The 16,229-nt window shown below is 34.2% G+C and carries 15 protein-coding genes and 1 pseudogene; 11 read left to right on the forward strand and 5 right to left on the reverse strand.

What is annotated here, in order from left to right:
• Nucleotides 1-177 precede the first annotated feature (177 nt).
• From bdhA to BAU23_RS28040, 6 genes are all read left to right on the forward strand, one after another.
• On the forward strand, nt 178-1,230 hold the full coding sequence (gene bdhA, locus BAU23_RS28015; RefSeq protein WP_000645832.1) for a (R,R)-butanediol dehydrogenase: 1,053 nt from the start codon (nt 178-180) through the stop codon (nt 1,228-1,230).
• Nucleotides 1,231-1,348: 118 nt separating this feature from the next.
• A complete protein-coding gene (locus tag BAU23_RS28020; protein ID WP_000948237.1) occupies nt 1,349-1,693 on the forward strand; it encodes a potassium channel family protein in 345 nt (114 codons plus the stop codon).
• A 264-nt stretch (nt 1,694-1,957) separates the two neighbouring features.
• Nucleotides 1,958-2,809: a phospholipase CerA gene (cerA, locus tag BAU23_RS28025; protein WP_000730988.1), complete on the forward strand. Its 852-nt coding sequence runs from the start codon at nt 1,958-1,960 to the stop codon at nt 2,807-2,809.
• Between the two features lie 76 nt (nt 2,810-2,885).
• A complete protein-coding gene (gene sph / locus BAU23_RS28030; protein ID WP_071735665.1) occupies nt 2,886-3,887 on the forward strand; it encodes a sphingomyelinase C in 1,002 nt (333 codons plus the stop codon).
• 108 nt (nt 3,888-3,995) lie between these two features.
• Nucleotides 3,996-5,168: an amino acid deaminase/aldolase gene (locus BAU23_RS28035; protein WP_071735670.1), complete on the forward strand. Its 1,173-nt coding sequence runs from the start codon at nt 3,996-3,998 to the stop codon at nt 5,166-5,168.
• On the forward strand, nt 5,156-6,469 hold the full coding sequence (locus tag BAU23_RS28040) for a D-arabinono-1,4-lactone oxidase (RefSeq protein WP_071735672.1): 1,314 nt from the start codon (nt 5,156-5,158) through the stop codon (nt 6,467-6,469). Before BAU23_RS28035 ends, BAU23_RS28040 begins: the two co-directional genes overlap by 13 nt.
• A gap of 7 nt (nt 6,470-6,476) precedes the next feature.
• On the opposite strand, the gene BAU23_RS28045 is transcribed toward BAU23_RS28040, so the two are convergent.
• From BAU23_RS28045 to BAU23_RS31075, 4 genes and pseudogenes are all read right to left on the reverse strand, one after another.
• Entirely contained in the window at nt 6,477-7,628 is a 1,152-nt protein-coding gene (locus tag BAU23_RS28045) for a VanZ family protein (protein ID WP_000128007.1), read from the reverse strand.
• A gap of 359 nt (nt 7,629-7,987) precedes the next feature.
• Nucleotides 7,988-8,275, reverse strand: coding sequence for an antibiotic biosynthesis monooxygenase family protein (locus BAU23_RS28050; RefSeq protein ID WP_000471233.1), 288 nt, complete (start codon nt 8,273-8,275; stop codon nt 7,988-7,990).
• A gap of 259 nt (nt 8,276-8,534) precedes the next feature.
• Nucleotides 8,535-9,347: an undecaprenyl-diphosphate phosphatase gene (locus tag BAU23_RS28055; protein ID WP_000434777.1), complete on the reverse strand. Its 813-nt coding sequence runs from the start codon at nt 9,345-9,347 to the stop codon at nt 8,535-8,537.
• 146 nt (nt 9,348-9,493) lie between these two features.
• Nucleotides 9,494-9,997 (reverse strand): annotated as a pseudogene (locus BAU23_RS31075) (methyl-accepting chemotaxis protein); the annotation flags it as partial.
• A 647-nt stretch (nt 9,998-10,644) separates the two neighbouring features.
• Between BAU23_RS31075 and BAU23_RS28065 the strand changes: the two are divergent.
• The 5 genes from BAU23_RS28065 to BAU23_RS28085 all read left to right on the forward strand — a co-directional run bounded on the left by BAU23_RS28065 (nt 10,645) and on the right by BAU23_RS28085 (nt 14,667).
• On the forward strand, nt 10,645-11,895 hold the full coding sequence (locus BAU23_RS28065) for a 3D domain-containing protein (protein ID WP_001105807.1): 1,251 nt from the start codon (nt 10,645-10,647) through the stop codon (nt 11,893-11,895).
• A gap of 112 nt (nt 11,896-12,007) precedes the next feature.
• Entirely contained in the window at nt 12,008-12,226 is a 219-nt protein-coding gene (locus BAU23_RS28070) for a helix-turn-helix transcriptional regulator (protein WP_000020515.1), read from the forward strand.
• Nucleotides 12,219-12,692, forward strand: a complete 474-nt coding sequence (locus BAU23_RS28075) for a DUF2178 domain-containing protein (RefSeq protein WP_001079698.1) — start codon at nt 12,219-12,221, stop codon at nt 12,690-12,692. Before BAU23_RS28070 ends, BAU23_RS28075 begins: the two co-directional genes overlap by 8 nt.
• Before the next feature lie 118 nt (nt 12,693-12,810).
• Nucleotides 12,811-13,443, forward strand: coding sequence for a class A sortase (locus BAU23_RS28080; protein ID WP_001041713.1), 633 nt, complete (start codon nt 12,811-12,813; stop codon nt 13,441-13,443).
• Between the two features lie 144 nt (nt 13,444-13,587).
• Entirely contained in the window at nt 13,588-14,667 is a 1,080-nt protein-coding gene (locus BAU23_RS28085; protein WP_071735673.1) for a YHYH domain-containing protein, read from the forward strand.
• Nucleotides 14,668-14,697: 30 nt separating this feature from the next.
• Here the strand turns inward: BAU23_RS28085 and BAU23_RS28090 are convergent, their stop codons facing one another.
• Complete coding sequence (locus BAU23_RS28090) at nt 14,698-16,083, reverse strand: peptide MFS transporter (protein ID WP_000446268.1); 1,386 nt, start codon at nt 16,081-16,083, stop codon at nt 14,698-14,700.
• Nucleotides 16,084-16,229 lie beyond the last annotated feature (146 nt).

Consider the following 16,229-nt stretch of genomic DNA (forward strand, 5'->3'; position numbering starts at 1 on the left):
GCAATGAAATTAGCATTAACAGATGTGGAAAAAAGTACAAAGTGACAAAATATTGAACGCTATTTGTTAAAATTTAGTGGAAATGAGATTGTTTTTTTGAAATATATGGATAAAAGTATTATAATAGATTTGTAAACTTCACCAGGTTAAGTATATACGTAGAGAGGGATGTATAAAATGAAAGCACTACTTTGGCATAATCAACGTGATGTACGAGTAGAAGAAGTACCAGAACCAACTGTAAGACCAGGAGCAGTTAAGATTAAAGTTAAATGGTGTGGTATCTGCGGAACAGACTTGCATGAATATTTAGCAGGACCTATTTTTATTCCAACAGAAGAGCACCCATTAACACACGTAAAAGCACCGGTTATTTTAGGTCATGAATTTAGTGGTGAGGTAGTTGAAATCGGTGAAGGCGTTACTTCTCATAAAGTGGGAGATCGCGTCGTTGTAGAACCAATTTATTCTTGTGGTAAATGTGAAGCTTGTAAACACGGACATTACAATGTTTGTGAACAACTTGTTTTCCACGGTCTTGGCGGAGACGGCGGCGGTTTCTCTGAATATACAGTAGTACCAGAAGATATGGTCCACCATATTCCTGATGAAATGACGTATGAACAAGGTGCACTTGTAGAACCAGCAGCGGTAGCAGTTCATGCAGTACGTCAAAGTAAATTAAAAGAAGGGGAAGCTGTAGCAGTATTTGGTTGTGGTCCAATTGGACTTCTTGTCATTCAAGCAGCTAAAGCAGCAGGAGCAACTCCTGTTATTGCAGTAGAACTTTCTAAAGAACGTCAAGAGTTAGCTAAATTAGCAGGGGCTGATTATGTATTGAACCCAGCAACTCAAGATGTACTAGCAGAAATTCGTAACTTAACAAATGGTTTAGGTGTAAATGTGAGCTTTGAAGTAACAGGTGTCGAAGTAGTACTTCGTCAAGCGATTGAAAGTACAAGCTTTGAAGGACAAACTGTAATTGTTAGTGTATGGGAAAAAGATGCGACAATTACTCCAAACAACCTTGTATTAAAAGAAAAAGAAGTTATCGGTATTCTTGGATACCGTCATATCTTCCCAGCTGTTATTAAATTAATTAGCTCTGGCCAAATTCAAGCAGAGAAATTAATTACGAAAAAAATTACAGTGGATCAAGTTGTTGAAGAAGGATTTGAAGCACTTGTAAAAGATAAAACACAAGTGAAAATTCTTGTTTCACCTAAATAATAGAGAATAGTAAAAAGTAGCTCTTTTCTAGAAATAGAAGAGGGCTACTTTTTTTCTATACAGAAAGGTGATAGACTTTCCTTTAACTACAGGTATTTTGTTTGGAAGGGGAAGTCTAATGCTTTCATTTATGTTGACATTGAAACGAATGCTAAAAGCTTGTTTACGAGCGTGGAAAGATAAAGAATTTCAAGTATTATTTGTATTAACATTTTTAACATTAACATCTGGTACGATTTTTTATAGTACAGTTGAAGGATTACGTCCTCTTGACGCTTTATATTTTAGTGTGGTCACGTTGACGACTGTCGGTGATGGGAATTTTAGTCCGCAAACTGATTTCGGAAAGGTATTTACAATCTTATACATATTTATTGGGATTGGATTAGTGTTTGGATTTATTCACAAATTGGCAGTTAATGTGCAACTGCCAAATATATTATCGAAAAGAAAAAAAGAGTAAAGCGGTTAATCGCTTTACTCTTTTTTTACATTAGTTTAGACAAGTATTTGCAGTAGCTTAACAATACTTTATTACAATGTAAGTGCATTCATTCATTACGTTCACTATGTATAAAGTTATAGTGATATGAACATTTGCATATTTCAATTAAATAATAGAAATTCGGTGGAAGGTGGGATATTCTAATCATAGGTTAACCGAAAGACATCGTAGGATCCAAACAAAATGTTTACAATAACTCAACTATAAAATGGAGGATTTCATATGAAAAAGAAAGTGCTTGCTTTAGCAGCAGCTATTACGTTAGCAGCTCCGTTACAAAATGTAGCTTTTGCACATGAAAATGATGGAGGGAATAGAGTACAGATTATTCAATATTGGTCCGCTGAAGATAAACACTCAGAAGGTGTAAATTCTCATTTATGGATCGTGAATCGTGCAATTGATATTATGTCCCGTAATACGACAATTGTAAAACAAGATCAAGTTGCACTATTAAATGAATGGCGCACAGATTTAGAAAATGGTATTTATTCTGCTGATTATGAAAATCCTTATTATGACAATAGTACATTTGCGTCGCATTTCTATGATCCAGACGATGGAAGTACATACATTCCACTTGCAAAGCAAGCGAAGGAAACTGGAGCTAAGTATTTTAAATTAGCTGGTGAATCTTATAAAAATAAAGATATGAAACAAGCATTCTTCTATTTAGGGTTATCTCTTCATTATTTAGGAGATGTAAATCAACCGATGCATGCAGCAAACTTTACGAATATTTCTTATCCACAAGGATTCCATTCTAAATATGAAAACTTTGTAGATACAATTAAAGATAATTACAAGGTAACGGACGGAAATGGATATTGGAACTGGAAAGGTACGAACCCTGAAGATTGGATTCATGGGGCGGCAGTGGCTGCGAAACAAGATTACCCTGGCATTGTAAATAGTAATACGAAAAGTTGGTTTGTAAAAGCTGCTGTATCACAAAGTTATGCGGACAAATGGCGTGCTGAAGTTACACCAATGACTGGTAAGCGATTAACGGAAGCGCAACGTGTAACAGCTGGATATATTCAGCTTTGGTTTGATACGTACGGCAATCGTTAAGTATTGGGGAAAGGTCAAATCTCAGAATAGAGAATTTGGCCTTTTTATCACTATACAATACATGGGGGTATGACTCGTGAAAAGTAAATTGTTAAAAGTTGTACTTAGCTTTGGAATGAGTCTAGCAGCTTTATATAGCGGATCTTCCGTTCAAGCAGAAATGTCCACAAATCAAAATGATACGTTAAAAGTTATGACGCATAATGTGTACATGCTATCAACAAACCTATATCCCAACTGGGGACAAAGTCAGCGTGCTGATTTAATTGGAGCGGCAGATTATATAAAGAATCAAGATGTTGTTATATTAAATGAAGTGTTTGATAATAGTGCTTCAAATCGCTTATTAGGAAATTTGAAGAAAGAATATCCAAATCAAACGGCAGTATTAGGTCGTAGTAGTGGAAGCGAGTGGGATAAGACGTTAGGAAACTATTCATCTTCGACTCCTGAAGATGGAGGTGTAGCGATTTTGAGTAAATGGCCAATTGTTGAAAAGATCCAATATGTATTCGAAAAAGGCTGTGGACCAGATAACTTATCAAATAAAGGATTTGTATACACAAAAGTTAAGAAAAATGATCGTTTTGTACATGTGATTGGGACTCATTTACAAGCTGAAGATAGTATGTGTGGAAACACTTCGCCAGCATCTGTACGTACAAAACAGCTACAAGAAATTCAAGAGTTTATTAAAAATAAAAATATACCAAATAACGAGTATGTGTTAATTGGTGGAGATATGAACGTAAATAAAATAAACGCTGAGAATAATAGTGATTCAGAGTATGCATCTATGTTTAAAACATTACACGCTTCTATTCCATCTTATACTGGACATACAGCGACTTGGGATGCGACGACAAACAGTATTGCGAAATATAATTTCCCCGATAGCCCTGCCGAGTATTTAGATTATATTATTGCAAGTAAAGATCATGCGAACCCATCGCATATAGAAAATAAAGTGTTACAGCCGAAATCTCCACAATGGACTGTTACATCATGGTTCAAAAAATATACGTATGATGATTATTCTGATCATTATCCAGTAGAGTCAACTATTTCTATGAAATAGTCCTAAAAAGTTTCTTCTTAAATAGGAAGAAACTTTTTTATTTTGTAGAGGAAATTTAAACTTTCTTTCCAATATGTATAAGACATATATAGAAGAGGAGAGAAAAATGTGGATAGAGGAATTTTTAAGGAAGTTCCATTACCGTGTGCATTTTTAGATGAACTGGCTTTAGAGAGAAATATTCAATCGATTATAGAGTTAAGTGGAGATAAGAAGATTCGTATAGCGAGTAAATCATTACGCTCTGTTCCAATTATGAAAAAGATTTTAGCGGCAAATGATCGATTTCAAGGTATTATGTGTTTTTCCCCTAGAGAGGCTTTGTTTTTAATTGAACAAGGATTCAATGATTTATTGCTCGGATATCCTGCTTATGATGAAAGAGCTTTATATGAAATTAGTTTGCTAACAAAGCAAGGGTTCATTATAACTTGTATGGTGGATTGTGAAGACCATATTGTTTATTTAGAAAAAATTGCTGAGAAGTCTAAAGGGTGTTTTCGTGTTTGTTTGGATATTGATATGAGTAGTCGTTTTTTTCAATTTCATTTTGGGGTAAACAGATCACCGGTAAAAGATGTGCAGAGTGCTTTGAAAATAGTAGGAAAGGTGAAGGGCTCATCATATTTAATACTAGATGGTGTAATGGGATATGAGGCTCAAATTGCTGGGGTGGGAGATCTTATACCTAATCAATGGATGAAAAGTAAAGTGGTTTCGTATTTAAAGAAGAAATCAGTATTAGAGGTTAAAGAAAGAAGAGGACGTATCGTAAAAGAAATACAAAACCTAGGTATTAAACTAAGATTTGTAAATGGGGGAGGAACAGGAAGTATAAAAACAACTGAGCAAGATAACTCAGTTTCAGAGATTACAATAGGTTCTGCTTTTTATTCCCCGAAACTATTTGATTATTATAAAGAAGTACAATTTCAGCCAGCTGTCGGATTTGCTTTACCTGTTGTGCGTAAACCAGCACCGTTTATTTATACTTGCCTCGGTGGTGGATATATTGCTTCAGGCTCAGTTGGTAAAGATAAAGAGCCTGAGATTTGGAGGCCGGGTGGTGCAAGACTATTAGCGTTAGAAGGTGCTGGTGAAGTGCAAACGCCAATTTTTTATAACGGTGAGGAACGAGTGGATATAGGAGATTCTATCTTGTTTCGCCATAGTAAAGCTGGAGAGTTATGTGAACGCTTTCCTGTTTTGTATCGCGTTAAAAAAGGAGAGATTGCTGGAGAGTATTTAACATATCGGGGGGATGGCCAATGCTTTCTATAAAGGGACAAAAATGGAGAAATTGGACAGGGAATGTAGAAGGAACGCCGCATTATACGATGTATCCAGAAAGTATACAAGATGTAGTAGAAGTTGTAGGGCTTGCACGAAAAAAGGGAAAGAAAATTCGTGTTGTCGGTTCAGGGCACTCTTTTACACCTCTCGTGCAAACGGAAGAAATTTTAGTTTCTTTAGATGAATTGAAGGGCATTGTAAATATTGATACAGAGAAGATGGTTGCCGAAGTATGGGCAGGAACAAAGTTATATGATTTAGGGAAGTTACTTGAGGAAAAAGGTTATGCGCAAGAGAATTTAGGAGATATTGATTCACAATCTATTGCTGGAGCGATTAGTACGGGTACTCATGGGACGGGTGTTACATTTGGGAGTTTATCAACACAAGTTATAGAGATTACGGCAGTTTTATCAACAGGTGAGAGTATAGTTTGTTCAGAAACCGAAAACGTTGAATATTGGAAAGCATTTCAGTTGTCGCTTGGAATGCTAGGTATCATTGTAAAGATAAAATTGAAAGTTATCCCAGCGTATTCGCTCGTTTATGAAAGTGAAAAGCAGTCATTATCTACTGTAATGAACAAGCTAGAAGAATATAAGAAGAATCGTCATTTTGAATTTTTCGTTTTTCCTTATTCAGATGAGGTGCAAGTGAAATTTACAAATGAAACAATGAGTAAAGAAAGTGATTTGAAATGGCATAAACTAAAGGTGGAGTTACTTGAAAATAGGATGTTCTCTTTGTTATCTAAAGGGTGTAAATGGTTTCCTTCTATAAGTAAAGCAGTAAGTCGATTATCAGCTAAGGCTGTGCCAAACACAAAAATAATAGGCCCGAGCTATGAAGTGTTCGCTACATCACGTACGGTTCCATTTTATGAAATGGAGTATAGTGTCCCTTCAAAGTATATGAGGGCTGCTGTAGAAGAAATTTCAAATCTTATTGAAAAGAAAAGGTATAAGGTGCACTTCCCGATTGAATGCCGGTATGTGAGAGGTGATGATATATGGCTCAGTCCAGCGTATGGAAGAGACTCGGCATATATCGCCGTTCATATGTATAAAGGTATGAAGTATGCCGCTTATTTTGGTGAAGTGGAGAAAATTTTTCTGAAATATGAAGGTCGTCCACATTGGGGGAAAATGCATACATTAACATACGAAAATTTACAAAACATATATCCAGAATTGCATTCGTTTCTACAGGTGAGGAAGTCATTGGATGAAACAGAAATGTTTTCAAATCCTTACACTGAAAAATTATTTACGATTATGAAAAAAAGCTGACAAAGTATTACTTGTCAGCTTTTTTTAGTATGATCGCATTTCTTGTTTGACTAATGTGTTCGTAAAATAGTAACTTATCACGGCTAAATACATGTAATAAAACATGAATGATAAATAGACCGTTAATTACGAATTGGAATAACAGTATAACTAGTAATACTAAAGGCTCTGTATCATTTAAAATAGAACTACTAGAAAGAATATAATTGATTCCACCTAAACTAAAGTAGAATATACCGTAACGAATGAATAATTCCTTCATAGTAATACGCTCTGATTTCCCTTTAACGTAAATACGAAGTAATGCTTTCCCAATTGTTTTTCCGTTCGTAAAGTATGGAATGATAATAAAGTAAATAAAGATCGAACATGTAATGAAAATGAGTTCGTATATATTTGTGTAAGATTGGATATTAGAAATAAATATAGAATTCCCTTTATTTTTAATGACTGGTACAACGATAGATAAGAAAATCCAATCAATTTGCATAGCAATCAAACGACGTACAAAACCAACTGGCTTTGTTTCCAAATTAATATGACTATCCAATTCACTTGTTTTCGGAAGGAAATACGTAAATATTGGTGCAATAATAAAGCCAATGACGCCTCCTAATGTGTTTAAAAATAGGTCATCAATATCAAATAAGCGATATGCACAATTATAAATACCATATAATCCAGTTACTTGTGTTAATTCAAAGAACAGTGAAAGGCAAAAAGAAATGCACACTGTTTGTAAGAAGCTACGTCGGAAATAATAACGTAAGTACATACCAAATGGAACGGTTAGTAGAACGTTAAAAGCGACTTGTAAAAACGCAGATTCCTTTAATAAATAGAAGTAGGTAGCTGGCTTCGTTAAAATTGCCGAGGTATGATTACTAATCTCTTGTATGAAATAAAATGGCGAGAGTTGCATGTGCTGTGTATTAGCCGGTTGTAGGCTACAAGTATCATACGTTTGTGGTAATGGCAAAATCACAAGAAAATAGGCATTTAATAAGTAAAGTAATAATGAATATAAAATAAATGAACGCCATTTATTTAAATAACCGTATTTCCGATAATTAAATATTAAAAAAGGGATTAATAGAAACATTGCTAAAATAGGAAATAAAATAAATGCTGTTTTTATTGGAAATAAATATGCAGTCAAAATGAAGCTCCTTTCAGTGAAAATACGTCTATCATTATAGCGCTAAAATGATTTTGTAACAAAGTTAAAATGTTTCTAAATGGGGAAAAATACAAATTATACTTATATTAAGTTATGCTGAATTTAATATATTTATATTATGATGATATGAGTTGAGGGAGGGTACATGGTATACATTATGAGCTTTTTTCGGCATATTACAACTTTTGAAAGCGCGTGGCGTTTTCAGGAGGGAGAACAGATTTTTGTTCATGATGATAATACAAAACGAAATTTTATTATTATTCGCTTGTATTGTCAGGAAAAGAAAGTATATGCAATAAAAAACCTCTTACTGTACGAGGGCAGTAAGAGGTTTTTTATTGCATATAGACAGCATTGGATTTTGAAGAAAGGATATAATTTTGTATTTGGTGTTGCCACGTTTCATCATTCTTTCTTTGAGAAAGCCATTCGTGATAATCTTGTTGAGTTTTCCATAGCATGCGAACCATATATTCAGCTCTATTATTTATACGATGCATCTGTGAAAATTCTATGTTAATAAAGCCTTGTGTTCCATATGATGGAGAATGCTGTTTAAGTGAATGAAATAGTTCATTTTCATAGCCATATTTAATATGAATAATTTTAGTAACGATAAACATACGAACACCTCTTATTCGATAGTAGTAAAGAAATGGGATAGAAGAGAGAAGTTTTGTCCCGTAAAATCTCGATTGGTGAGGGCTAAATAAAGTTTCACTTTATTTTCTTTATAGTAAGAAAAAGTAACGAGAATAACTAATATTATACTATTCAGAAAATTTAAAGTAAATAACAAAACGTATTCGAAATTGAAATGTAAAAAAGTAAGCCATCCTATTTGAATAGGATGGCTTACTTTAAAAGATGTTAACGGTCACTTTATAAGAAAATGATAGTTAGTATACCTACGATAATACAGTAGAAAGAGAAATATTTTAAATTTCCTTTTGCCATAATGTTCATAAACCATTTTAATGAAATATATGTCATGATGAATGTTGCGATGAAAGCAACAATATAAGGTACAAATAATGTATCTAAATTTGGATCGTTTGCAATGTCTGTAATACTTAATAATAAACCACCTAAGCTAACAGGAATGTATAGTAAGAATGAGAAGCGAAGAGCTGTTTCTTGCTTCATACCAAGTAACATTGCTGCTACGATTGTAGCACCTGATCGGCTTATACCAGGAATTAGTGCGCAAGCTTGTGCTAGACCGACAATGATTGCATCTTTCATAGAAAGATCGCCATCATTTTTACGTCCACGCAAGTTTCGAATAATCCAAAGACCGATAGCAGTAATAAGAAGGGAAATCCCAACCATTTTAACACCTTTTAAATATTGGTCGATATAATCTTTAAATAAAACTCCAATTACACCTGCTGGAATCGTTGCAATAACAAGGTAAATAATAAAGAAGAAATCTGATTTTGCATCTTCTGCTCTTGTAAATATATAAGATAGACCATTCTTTGTTAGACGAATTAAGTCTTTTCTATAAATAAGTAATACAGCTAATAATGAAGCTGAATTAACAAGTAGCTCAAAGCTAAACCCTTCTATTTTTAGTCCTAGCAAATGCTGTGCTAAAACGAGGTGACCGCTTGAAGAAATCGGAATTGGTTCTGTTAGTCCTTGGAATAGACCAAGAATTAAATATTTCAAAATGTAATAAAATTGTTCCATAACATCCTCCTTGTGTATTAGTCGAAAGAAATAACTTTTCTATTATAACAAAAGAGAGAGCGAATATTGAGAAGAAAATAATATTCGAAATATAATAAAAATCCCCTATTATGTCATAGGGGATTTTTCACATCACTGAGAAACTACTATTTCTTGAATACTTTTGATAATTGGACATCGACTTTTTCAGCATCATTAATATGATTCATAATAGTAGTATTTAAATTTTGGAACATTTGTTGTGTGTTTGCAAATTCGCGTAATATATCATCGTTACAAGATTTTTGGTTTTCGATAGCTTTAATAACATTTGTAGCGCCACTTTGTAATGTTTGAATCATCATTAAAATATTTTCAATTCTAGCGTTAGTATCAGCGCTCATTTCTACACCTTCATCAACTAAATGTAAATTATCTTTTGTATTTTCATATGCTTTTTCAATTTCTTCTTGAATTTTTTTCGTTAAGTTCCCGATATTTTTTGTGCTTTCAGCTGTGCTTTCTGCTAGTTTTCTTACTTCATTAGCAACAACAGCGAATCCTTTACCGTGTTCTCCAGCACGTGCAGCTTCAATACTTGCATTTAACGCTAGTAAATTTGTTTGTGCTGCAATGTTTTGAATCACTTCTACAATTTGTTCAATTTCTTTAGAGCGTTCGCTTAAATGATTCATACTATTAGAAGTACGTTGAGACTGTTCGCCTAATTTATTAATTACAATGAGTAAGCGATGAACGGATTCTTTTCCTTCGTTAGAGCAATCGATAATTTCTTCAATAGATTGAATTAAGTTTTGCTCTTTTTGTAGCATTTCGTCATTTAATTCGTTGGAATGTGTAGTACGCATAGAAACATTTTCAAAGCATGCGTTCAATTGTTGAATTAAGTTTTGGAGTGTATGATGTTGGCTATTTACAAGTTCATGCTCTTGCATAACGTTTTTTACACGATTATGGATAGAAGATATAATTTCTTGTTTTTCCACATCTTTTTGTTTTAATTCTGTTTCTAGTTCATGTATATGAGTTTCTAGTTGATCAATTTTATGTTGGAGTGATTTCTTTTGAGTAAACATTTTATCTAATTCAACCGCCTTTAGGATTTTTAATTTTTCTATATTTGGATTTTAGCATTTTTTATAATTTTTAAATATAGTAATTTTTAAATATTTAAGAATCTATTACATTTTATTCATAATTCTCATTTTTTTGTCATGAAAAATAAACTGTATTTAATGGTTTTGTAAACAAACTGTAAAATAAATCATGTATAACTGTATAAGAAGGGAGTCGGATTATGAACTATTTTAAGCGAATCAGTAGTCTAGTATTAGCAGGAATTATCGGTCTTTCTAGTACAGTCGCTGTAAAAGCAGAGTCAAACGACGAGAAACTTAACAACATGCAACAGCAATTGCAACAAAACGATGCAGAAATGCAGAAGAAAGAGCAAGAGAAGCAAGCTGTTAGTAAAGAAATTAAAGGTATCGAAAACGAACTACATAATTTAAATAATACAATTGCAAAAAATAAAGAGGATCAAGCTGCTATTCAACGAAAAATCGATGAAACACATAAGCAGATTGAACAAAAAAAAGCAGATATTATCGTTTTAGAAGATAAAGTCCTTGCTCGTAAGGATATTATGAAAAAACGTATGGTTTCTGTTCAAAATAGCTCAAATACGAGTTTAGTAGTAGAAGTTGTTGTAGAATCAAAAAACTTTGCTGATTTCATACAACGTATGAACGCGGTATCTACAATTTTAGATGCAGATAAAGAAATTTTACGTCTACAAGAACAAGATCTTCGTCAAATTGAAGAAGATAAAAAAGCGATTGACGAAAAAGAAGCATCTTTAGTAGTAGATAAGCAAAAATTAGCAAAAGCACAAGCTGATTTGCAAGATAACTTGAAAAAACGTCAAGATAACTTACAAACGGTTCAAGCTAAATATAATGCGATTGCAAACCAAATTAATTTGGCAGCAGAAGAAAAAGCAAAAGTTGAAGCAAATATGAAAGCAGTACAAGAAACAATTGCTCGTGAACAAGAAGCAGCAAGAATTGCAGCAGAAGAGCGCGCAAAAGCTGAAGCAGCTGCAAAGGCTGAGCAAGAAGAGTTAGCAAAAGCGAAGGCAGCAGCAGCTAAGCAAAAAGAAGAACAGGCAGCTAAGCCGGCAGAGCCTGTAGCTAAAGATACAGCACCAGCTAAGCCGGATCCAAAACCAGCTCAAGGTGGAAAAGAATTTTATGTAACAGCAACTGCTTATACAGCTGATCCATCTGAAAATGGCTATAAACCGGGTGAAACTGTAAAATCTAAGTTAGGACATAATTTGACTGCAAATCCAAACATGAAACTAATTGCTGTAGATCCAGCTGTGATTCCATTAGGTTCTACTGTGTATGTAGAAAATTATGGAACAGCGATTGCTGGAGATACTGGTAGTGCCATTAAAGGTCATATAATTGATTTATTAATGCCGGATTCAGCTACAGCTAATAATTGGGGCAGAAGAAGTGTTAAAGTTACAATTTTAAACTAAAACGAAATCCAACTTTACAATACGTAAAGTTGGATTTTTTTGTCAAAATAATGTTAAGTTGGATTTACATTTTGTTAAGGTTAGCATACAATGATGGTAAGAGGTGGTAAATTTGTCCATTTGCAATAAGGTAAAAGAATTAAGAGCTCGCTTTAATTTTTCGCAAAGTGTACTAGCAGAAAAGGTTGGAGTGACGAGGCAAACAATCGCGGCAATTGAAAAAGGAGATTACGTTCCTTCATTGTTACTAGCATTGATGATTTGTGATGTATTCGAGTTAAAGATGGAAGATGTGTTTGTTTTAAATAAGGAGGGGGAAGAGAATGAATAGAATTGGTTTTTCTTATATCGTAAATGTACTTTATACTGCGTTAGCATGCTGGACATTTGTTGAACTTTATAGTGCTACTACAGAGCTAGCAGATATAATTAAAAATGAGAGGGTGCCATTTGAAATATGGTTTAATGGTATACCAATTGTGCTATTATTCATTGGTGGCATCATAATTACAATTTTTTATAGAATTCAAAAGAAAAAATACAAGAATTTATCCTTTTGGATGTATCCATTATTATTTCCACTAGAAGATGAACGTGAAAAAGCGATTACGGAGAAAGCTTGTCGAACAACTTTTGTTTCGTTATGGTATGTGTTACCTTGTGCAGTTGGATTTTTAACTCTTTCGCCTATTATTAATGAATATCTTCCTGGATACCCGCTGTATATTATATTTTCCATTTTCTTTATTCAAATGACAGTCTTCCACGTATCCCTATATAGAAATAAATTGGCTTGAAAAGAACCCTTCTTGCAATTAGCAAGAAGGGTTCTTTTTCAGCTTATACTTGTACATATAGCAATATTGTCTTATCATTTTATATAGGGTAAGATTTTGTAACGGAAAGGAATTGTATATGAATAAGCAAAGAATTTATAGTATAGTAGCAATTCTTCTATTTGTTGTAGGTGGTGTATTAATCGGAAAACCATTTTATGATGGATATAAGGCAGAGAAGAAACAGACAGCCAATGTACAAGCTGTTCAAAAGATGGAATATGAAAAGCATGACACAGAATTTGTAGATGCTTCAAAAATTAATCAACCAGACTTGGCAGAAGTGGCGAGTGCATCGTTAGATAAAAAACAAGTAATCGGCCGTATTTCAATTCCGAGCATCTCATTAGAACTTCCTGTGTTAAAAGCGTCGACTGAAAAGAATTTATTATCAGGTGCGGCAACTGTAAGAGAAAATCAAGTAATGGGACAGGGGAATTATGCGCTTGCAGGGCATAATATGTCAAAAAAAGGTGTTTTATTTAGTGACGTATCAACTTTAAAGAAGAACGATAAAATTTATTTGTATGACAATGCAAATGAGTATGAGTATACTGTTACCGGTGTATCTGAAGTGACTCCTGATAAGTGGGAAGTTGTAGAGGATCATGGGAAAAATGAGATAACACTTATTACATGTGTATCTGTTAAGGATAATTCTAAGCGTTTTGTTATTACGGGTGATCTAGTAGGAACAAAGGCGAAGAAATAAAGAAAAAAGAAGGTTCACTCTTTAAAGAGTGAACCTTCTTTTTTATCCAATGTTTAGAAATAAAAGAATATTTTAGTTGGTATTTAAGTATTTTTCTATTTTTGTATAATAAAGTAATGATTCTAGATTTTGGGAGGAACAAAAGTGAAACAGCAAGTAAAAAAACTTCTTTTAACAACAAGTGTAGCGTTATTGGTAGCACCAATTTCTGCTTATGCACATCCAGGGCGTACAGATGCTAACGGTGGACATACGTGTCGTACAAATTGTGAAAAATGGGGATTGCAGTACGGGGAATATCATTATCACAATAAACCAGCTTCTAGTAGTGGTGCAACGAGTCCAGCTCCTAGCCAAAATAATAATGGTGCTGTAGAAGCTGAAAGACAAGCAGAAGCGCAGCGCAATGCTGAGGCTGAAAAACAACGTGCTGCAGAAGAACAACGTAAAGCAGAGGAAGAGAGACAACGTGTAGCAGAAGAGCAAAGAAAAGCAGAAGAGGCACGTAAGCAAGAGGAAGCCCAGCGTCAAGCTGACATGGAAAAAGGGCAGCTTGAAGGTCAAAAAAGTGGAGAGGCTGATTTTAAAGCAGGGAAAAATAATGCGGAAGGGCATTTAACTGGAAAATCTGATACATATAAACAAGCATTTACAACTGCTTATACTGCAGCTTGGTCTTTAGAAGAGCAGAAAAAAATGCATTCTGAAAAAGGAAAAGAGCAAGGGTTAGCACAAGAGACAATGGACGATAGTCAAATTAATCCTGAGTTTAAGGTGAACTTTGCGGAAGGTTTCCAAGTAGGTAATAAAGAGAGAACCGAAAAGATTGAAAAAGAACAAGTGGAACTTGGTGAAAAGGCGGGTAAAGAATTAGCTGAAAAGAAACCTGGAAATACTGAAAAGGATGTATATGTGAAAGCGTATGAAACCGCGTATGAAAAGGGATATAAGTCTGCTAAAAAGGGAGCGGAAAAAGCTGGATATACATATGCATTTGAAAACTATGACTTAAAAGTTCCTGCTAAGTATGAAAAGAATGAAACATTAAAGAAATGGTTTACTGAAGGGTTTAAATCAAATAAAAAGGCAGCAGAAATCCGAGAAGAAGGATATAACAAAGGAGATAGCTGGCTGTCATTTTTCTATAAAAACTTCGTGCCAAGTGAATATAAAGAGCACAAAGATCTGTATGAACAAGCAATAGAAAAGGGCGAGAAAGCATAAAAAAAGATGAGGAGAAATTCCTCATCTTTTTTAATCCATCCATTTCACTAATTTCTTAGAAATTAATAATAAAACAAAACCTAAAATAATCGCTGCAGCTCCGATTACTGTAAATACTTCAGCATATCCAAGTGAAGTTGTGAAGCTTGCAAGTTGTCCGCCTATAATGTTGGCGATTCCCGAGCTTGCTAGCCATACTCCCATTAATAAAGAAGCAAGTTTTACTGGAGCAAGTGCGCTAACCATTGATAGTCCAACAGGTGATAAGAATAGCTCACCTAACGTATGGAAAAGATACGTAAAGACGATAAATAGTAAGTTTGCTTTTTCTGTAATATTATGTTCATCACTACCTGTTTTTAATGTAGCAATAACGAGAATGATATAACCGATACCGAGTAGGATCATACCAAGTCCCATTTTTGTTGGTATTTTCATGTCACCATTTTTTCTAGTTGCAAGTTTTGCCCATAATGCTGAAATGACTGGAGCAAGTAAAATAATAAATAACGGATTGACCGATTGGAACCAAGATGTTGGAACTTCCCATCCGAAGACAGAGCGGTCTACAAATTTGTTTGTATACAATGTTAACGAACTACCAGCTTGTTCAAAGCCAGCCCAGAAGAAGACAACAAAGCATGTTAAAATGACGATAACTGCGGTACGTTGTTTTTCTTTTTTTGTTAACGGTGTATCTCCTACTGTTTGTTGTCCAGCAGCCGTTTGCAAATCGCGAGATGGTTTTTTACCGATATCACCAAGGAAGCGATTTGATAGTGTTGTAAATAAAATTTGTCCAATAATCATTCCGATTGAAGCAGCTAAGAAACCGTAACGGAATCCGTAATGTACAACGCCATCAACTGTTGTTTTGAATAAATTTTCTGATAAAAATCCACAAACGAGTGGAGCTAAAAATGAACCGACGTTAATACCCATATAGAAAATTGTAAATGCACTATCACGTTTTGGATCGTTCTCTTCGTATAATTCTCCAACAAGTGTAGAGATATTTGGTTTGAAGAATCCATTACCGATAATAATAAGCGCTAATCCGAGGTATAGACCGACTTGGTTTTGCAAGGCGAATAGTGTAAGGTTACCGAGCGCCATTGTGATACCACCAATTGTGATGGCTTTTCGTCTACCTAGAAAACGGTCTGTTAAGTATCCACCGATTAATGGTGTGAAATAACAAGCGCCAGTATAAAACCCGTAAATAGAGAGTGCCCAAGCGGGACTAAACCCAAGACCACCACTTACTAAAGCTGTTGTTAAATATAATGTTAATAATCCTCGTAATCCGTAGTAACTAAATCTTTCCCACATTTCTGTAAAGAAGAGCAAGTATAAACCGGGAGGATGTTTCTTTTTTCTTTGTTGTTCTCTTTCTAGTTGTATCGTTGATTCCATGTTATTTTCCTCCTGACACAAACAAAAACAAAGTTAATAATTTTGTACATTTAATATTTTACTTTATTAACTATTATAAGTCAATAAAGGTTGATTTTTCAGAAGAAATTGGAAAAGAGAGATAGCTATAGAATGGGGGTTTCTTT

This window comes from Bacillus nitratireducens (genome assembly GCF_001884135.1).
Lineage (GTDB): Bacteria > Bacillota > Bacilli > Bacillales > Bacillaceae_G > Bacillus_A > Bacillus_A nitratireducens.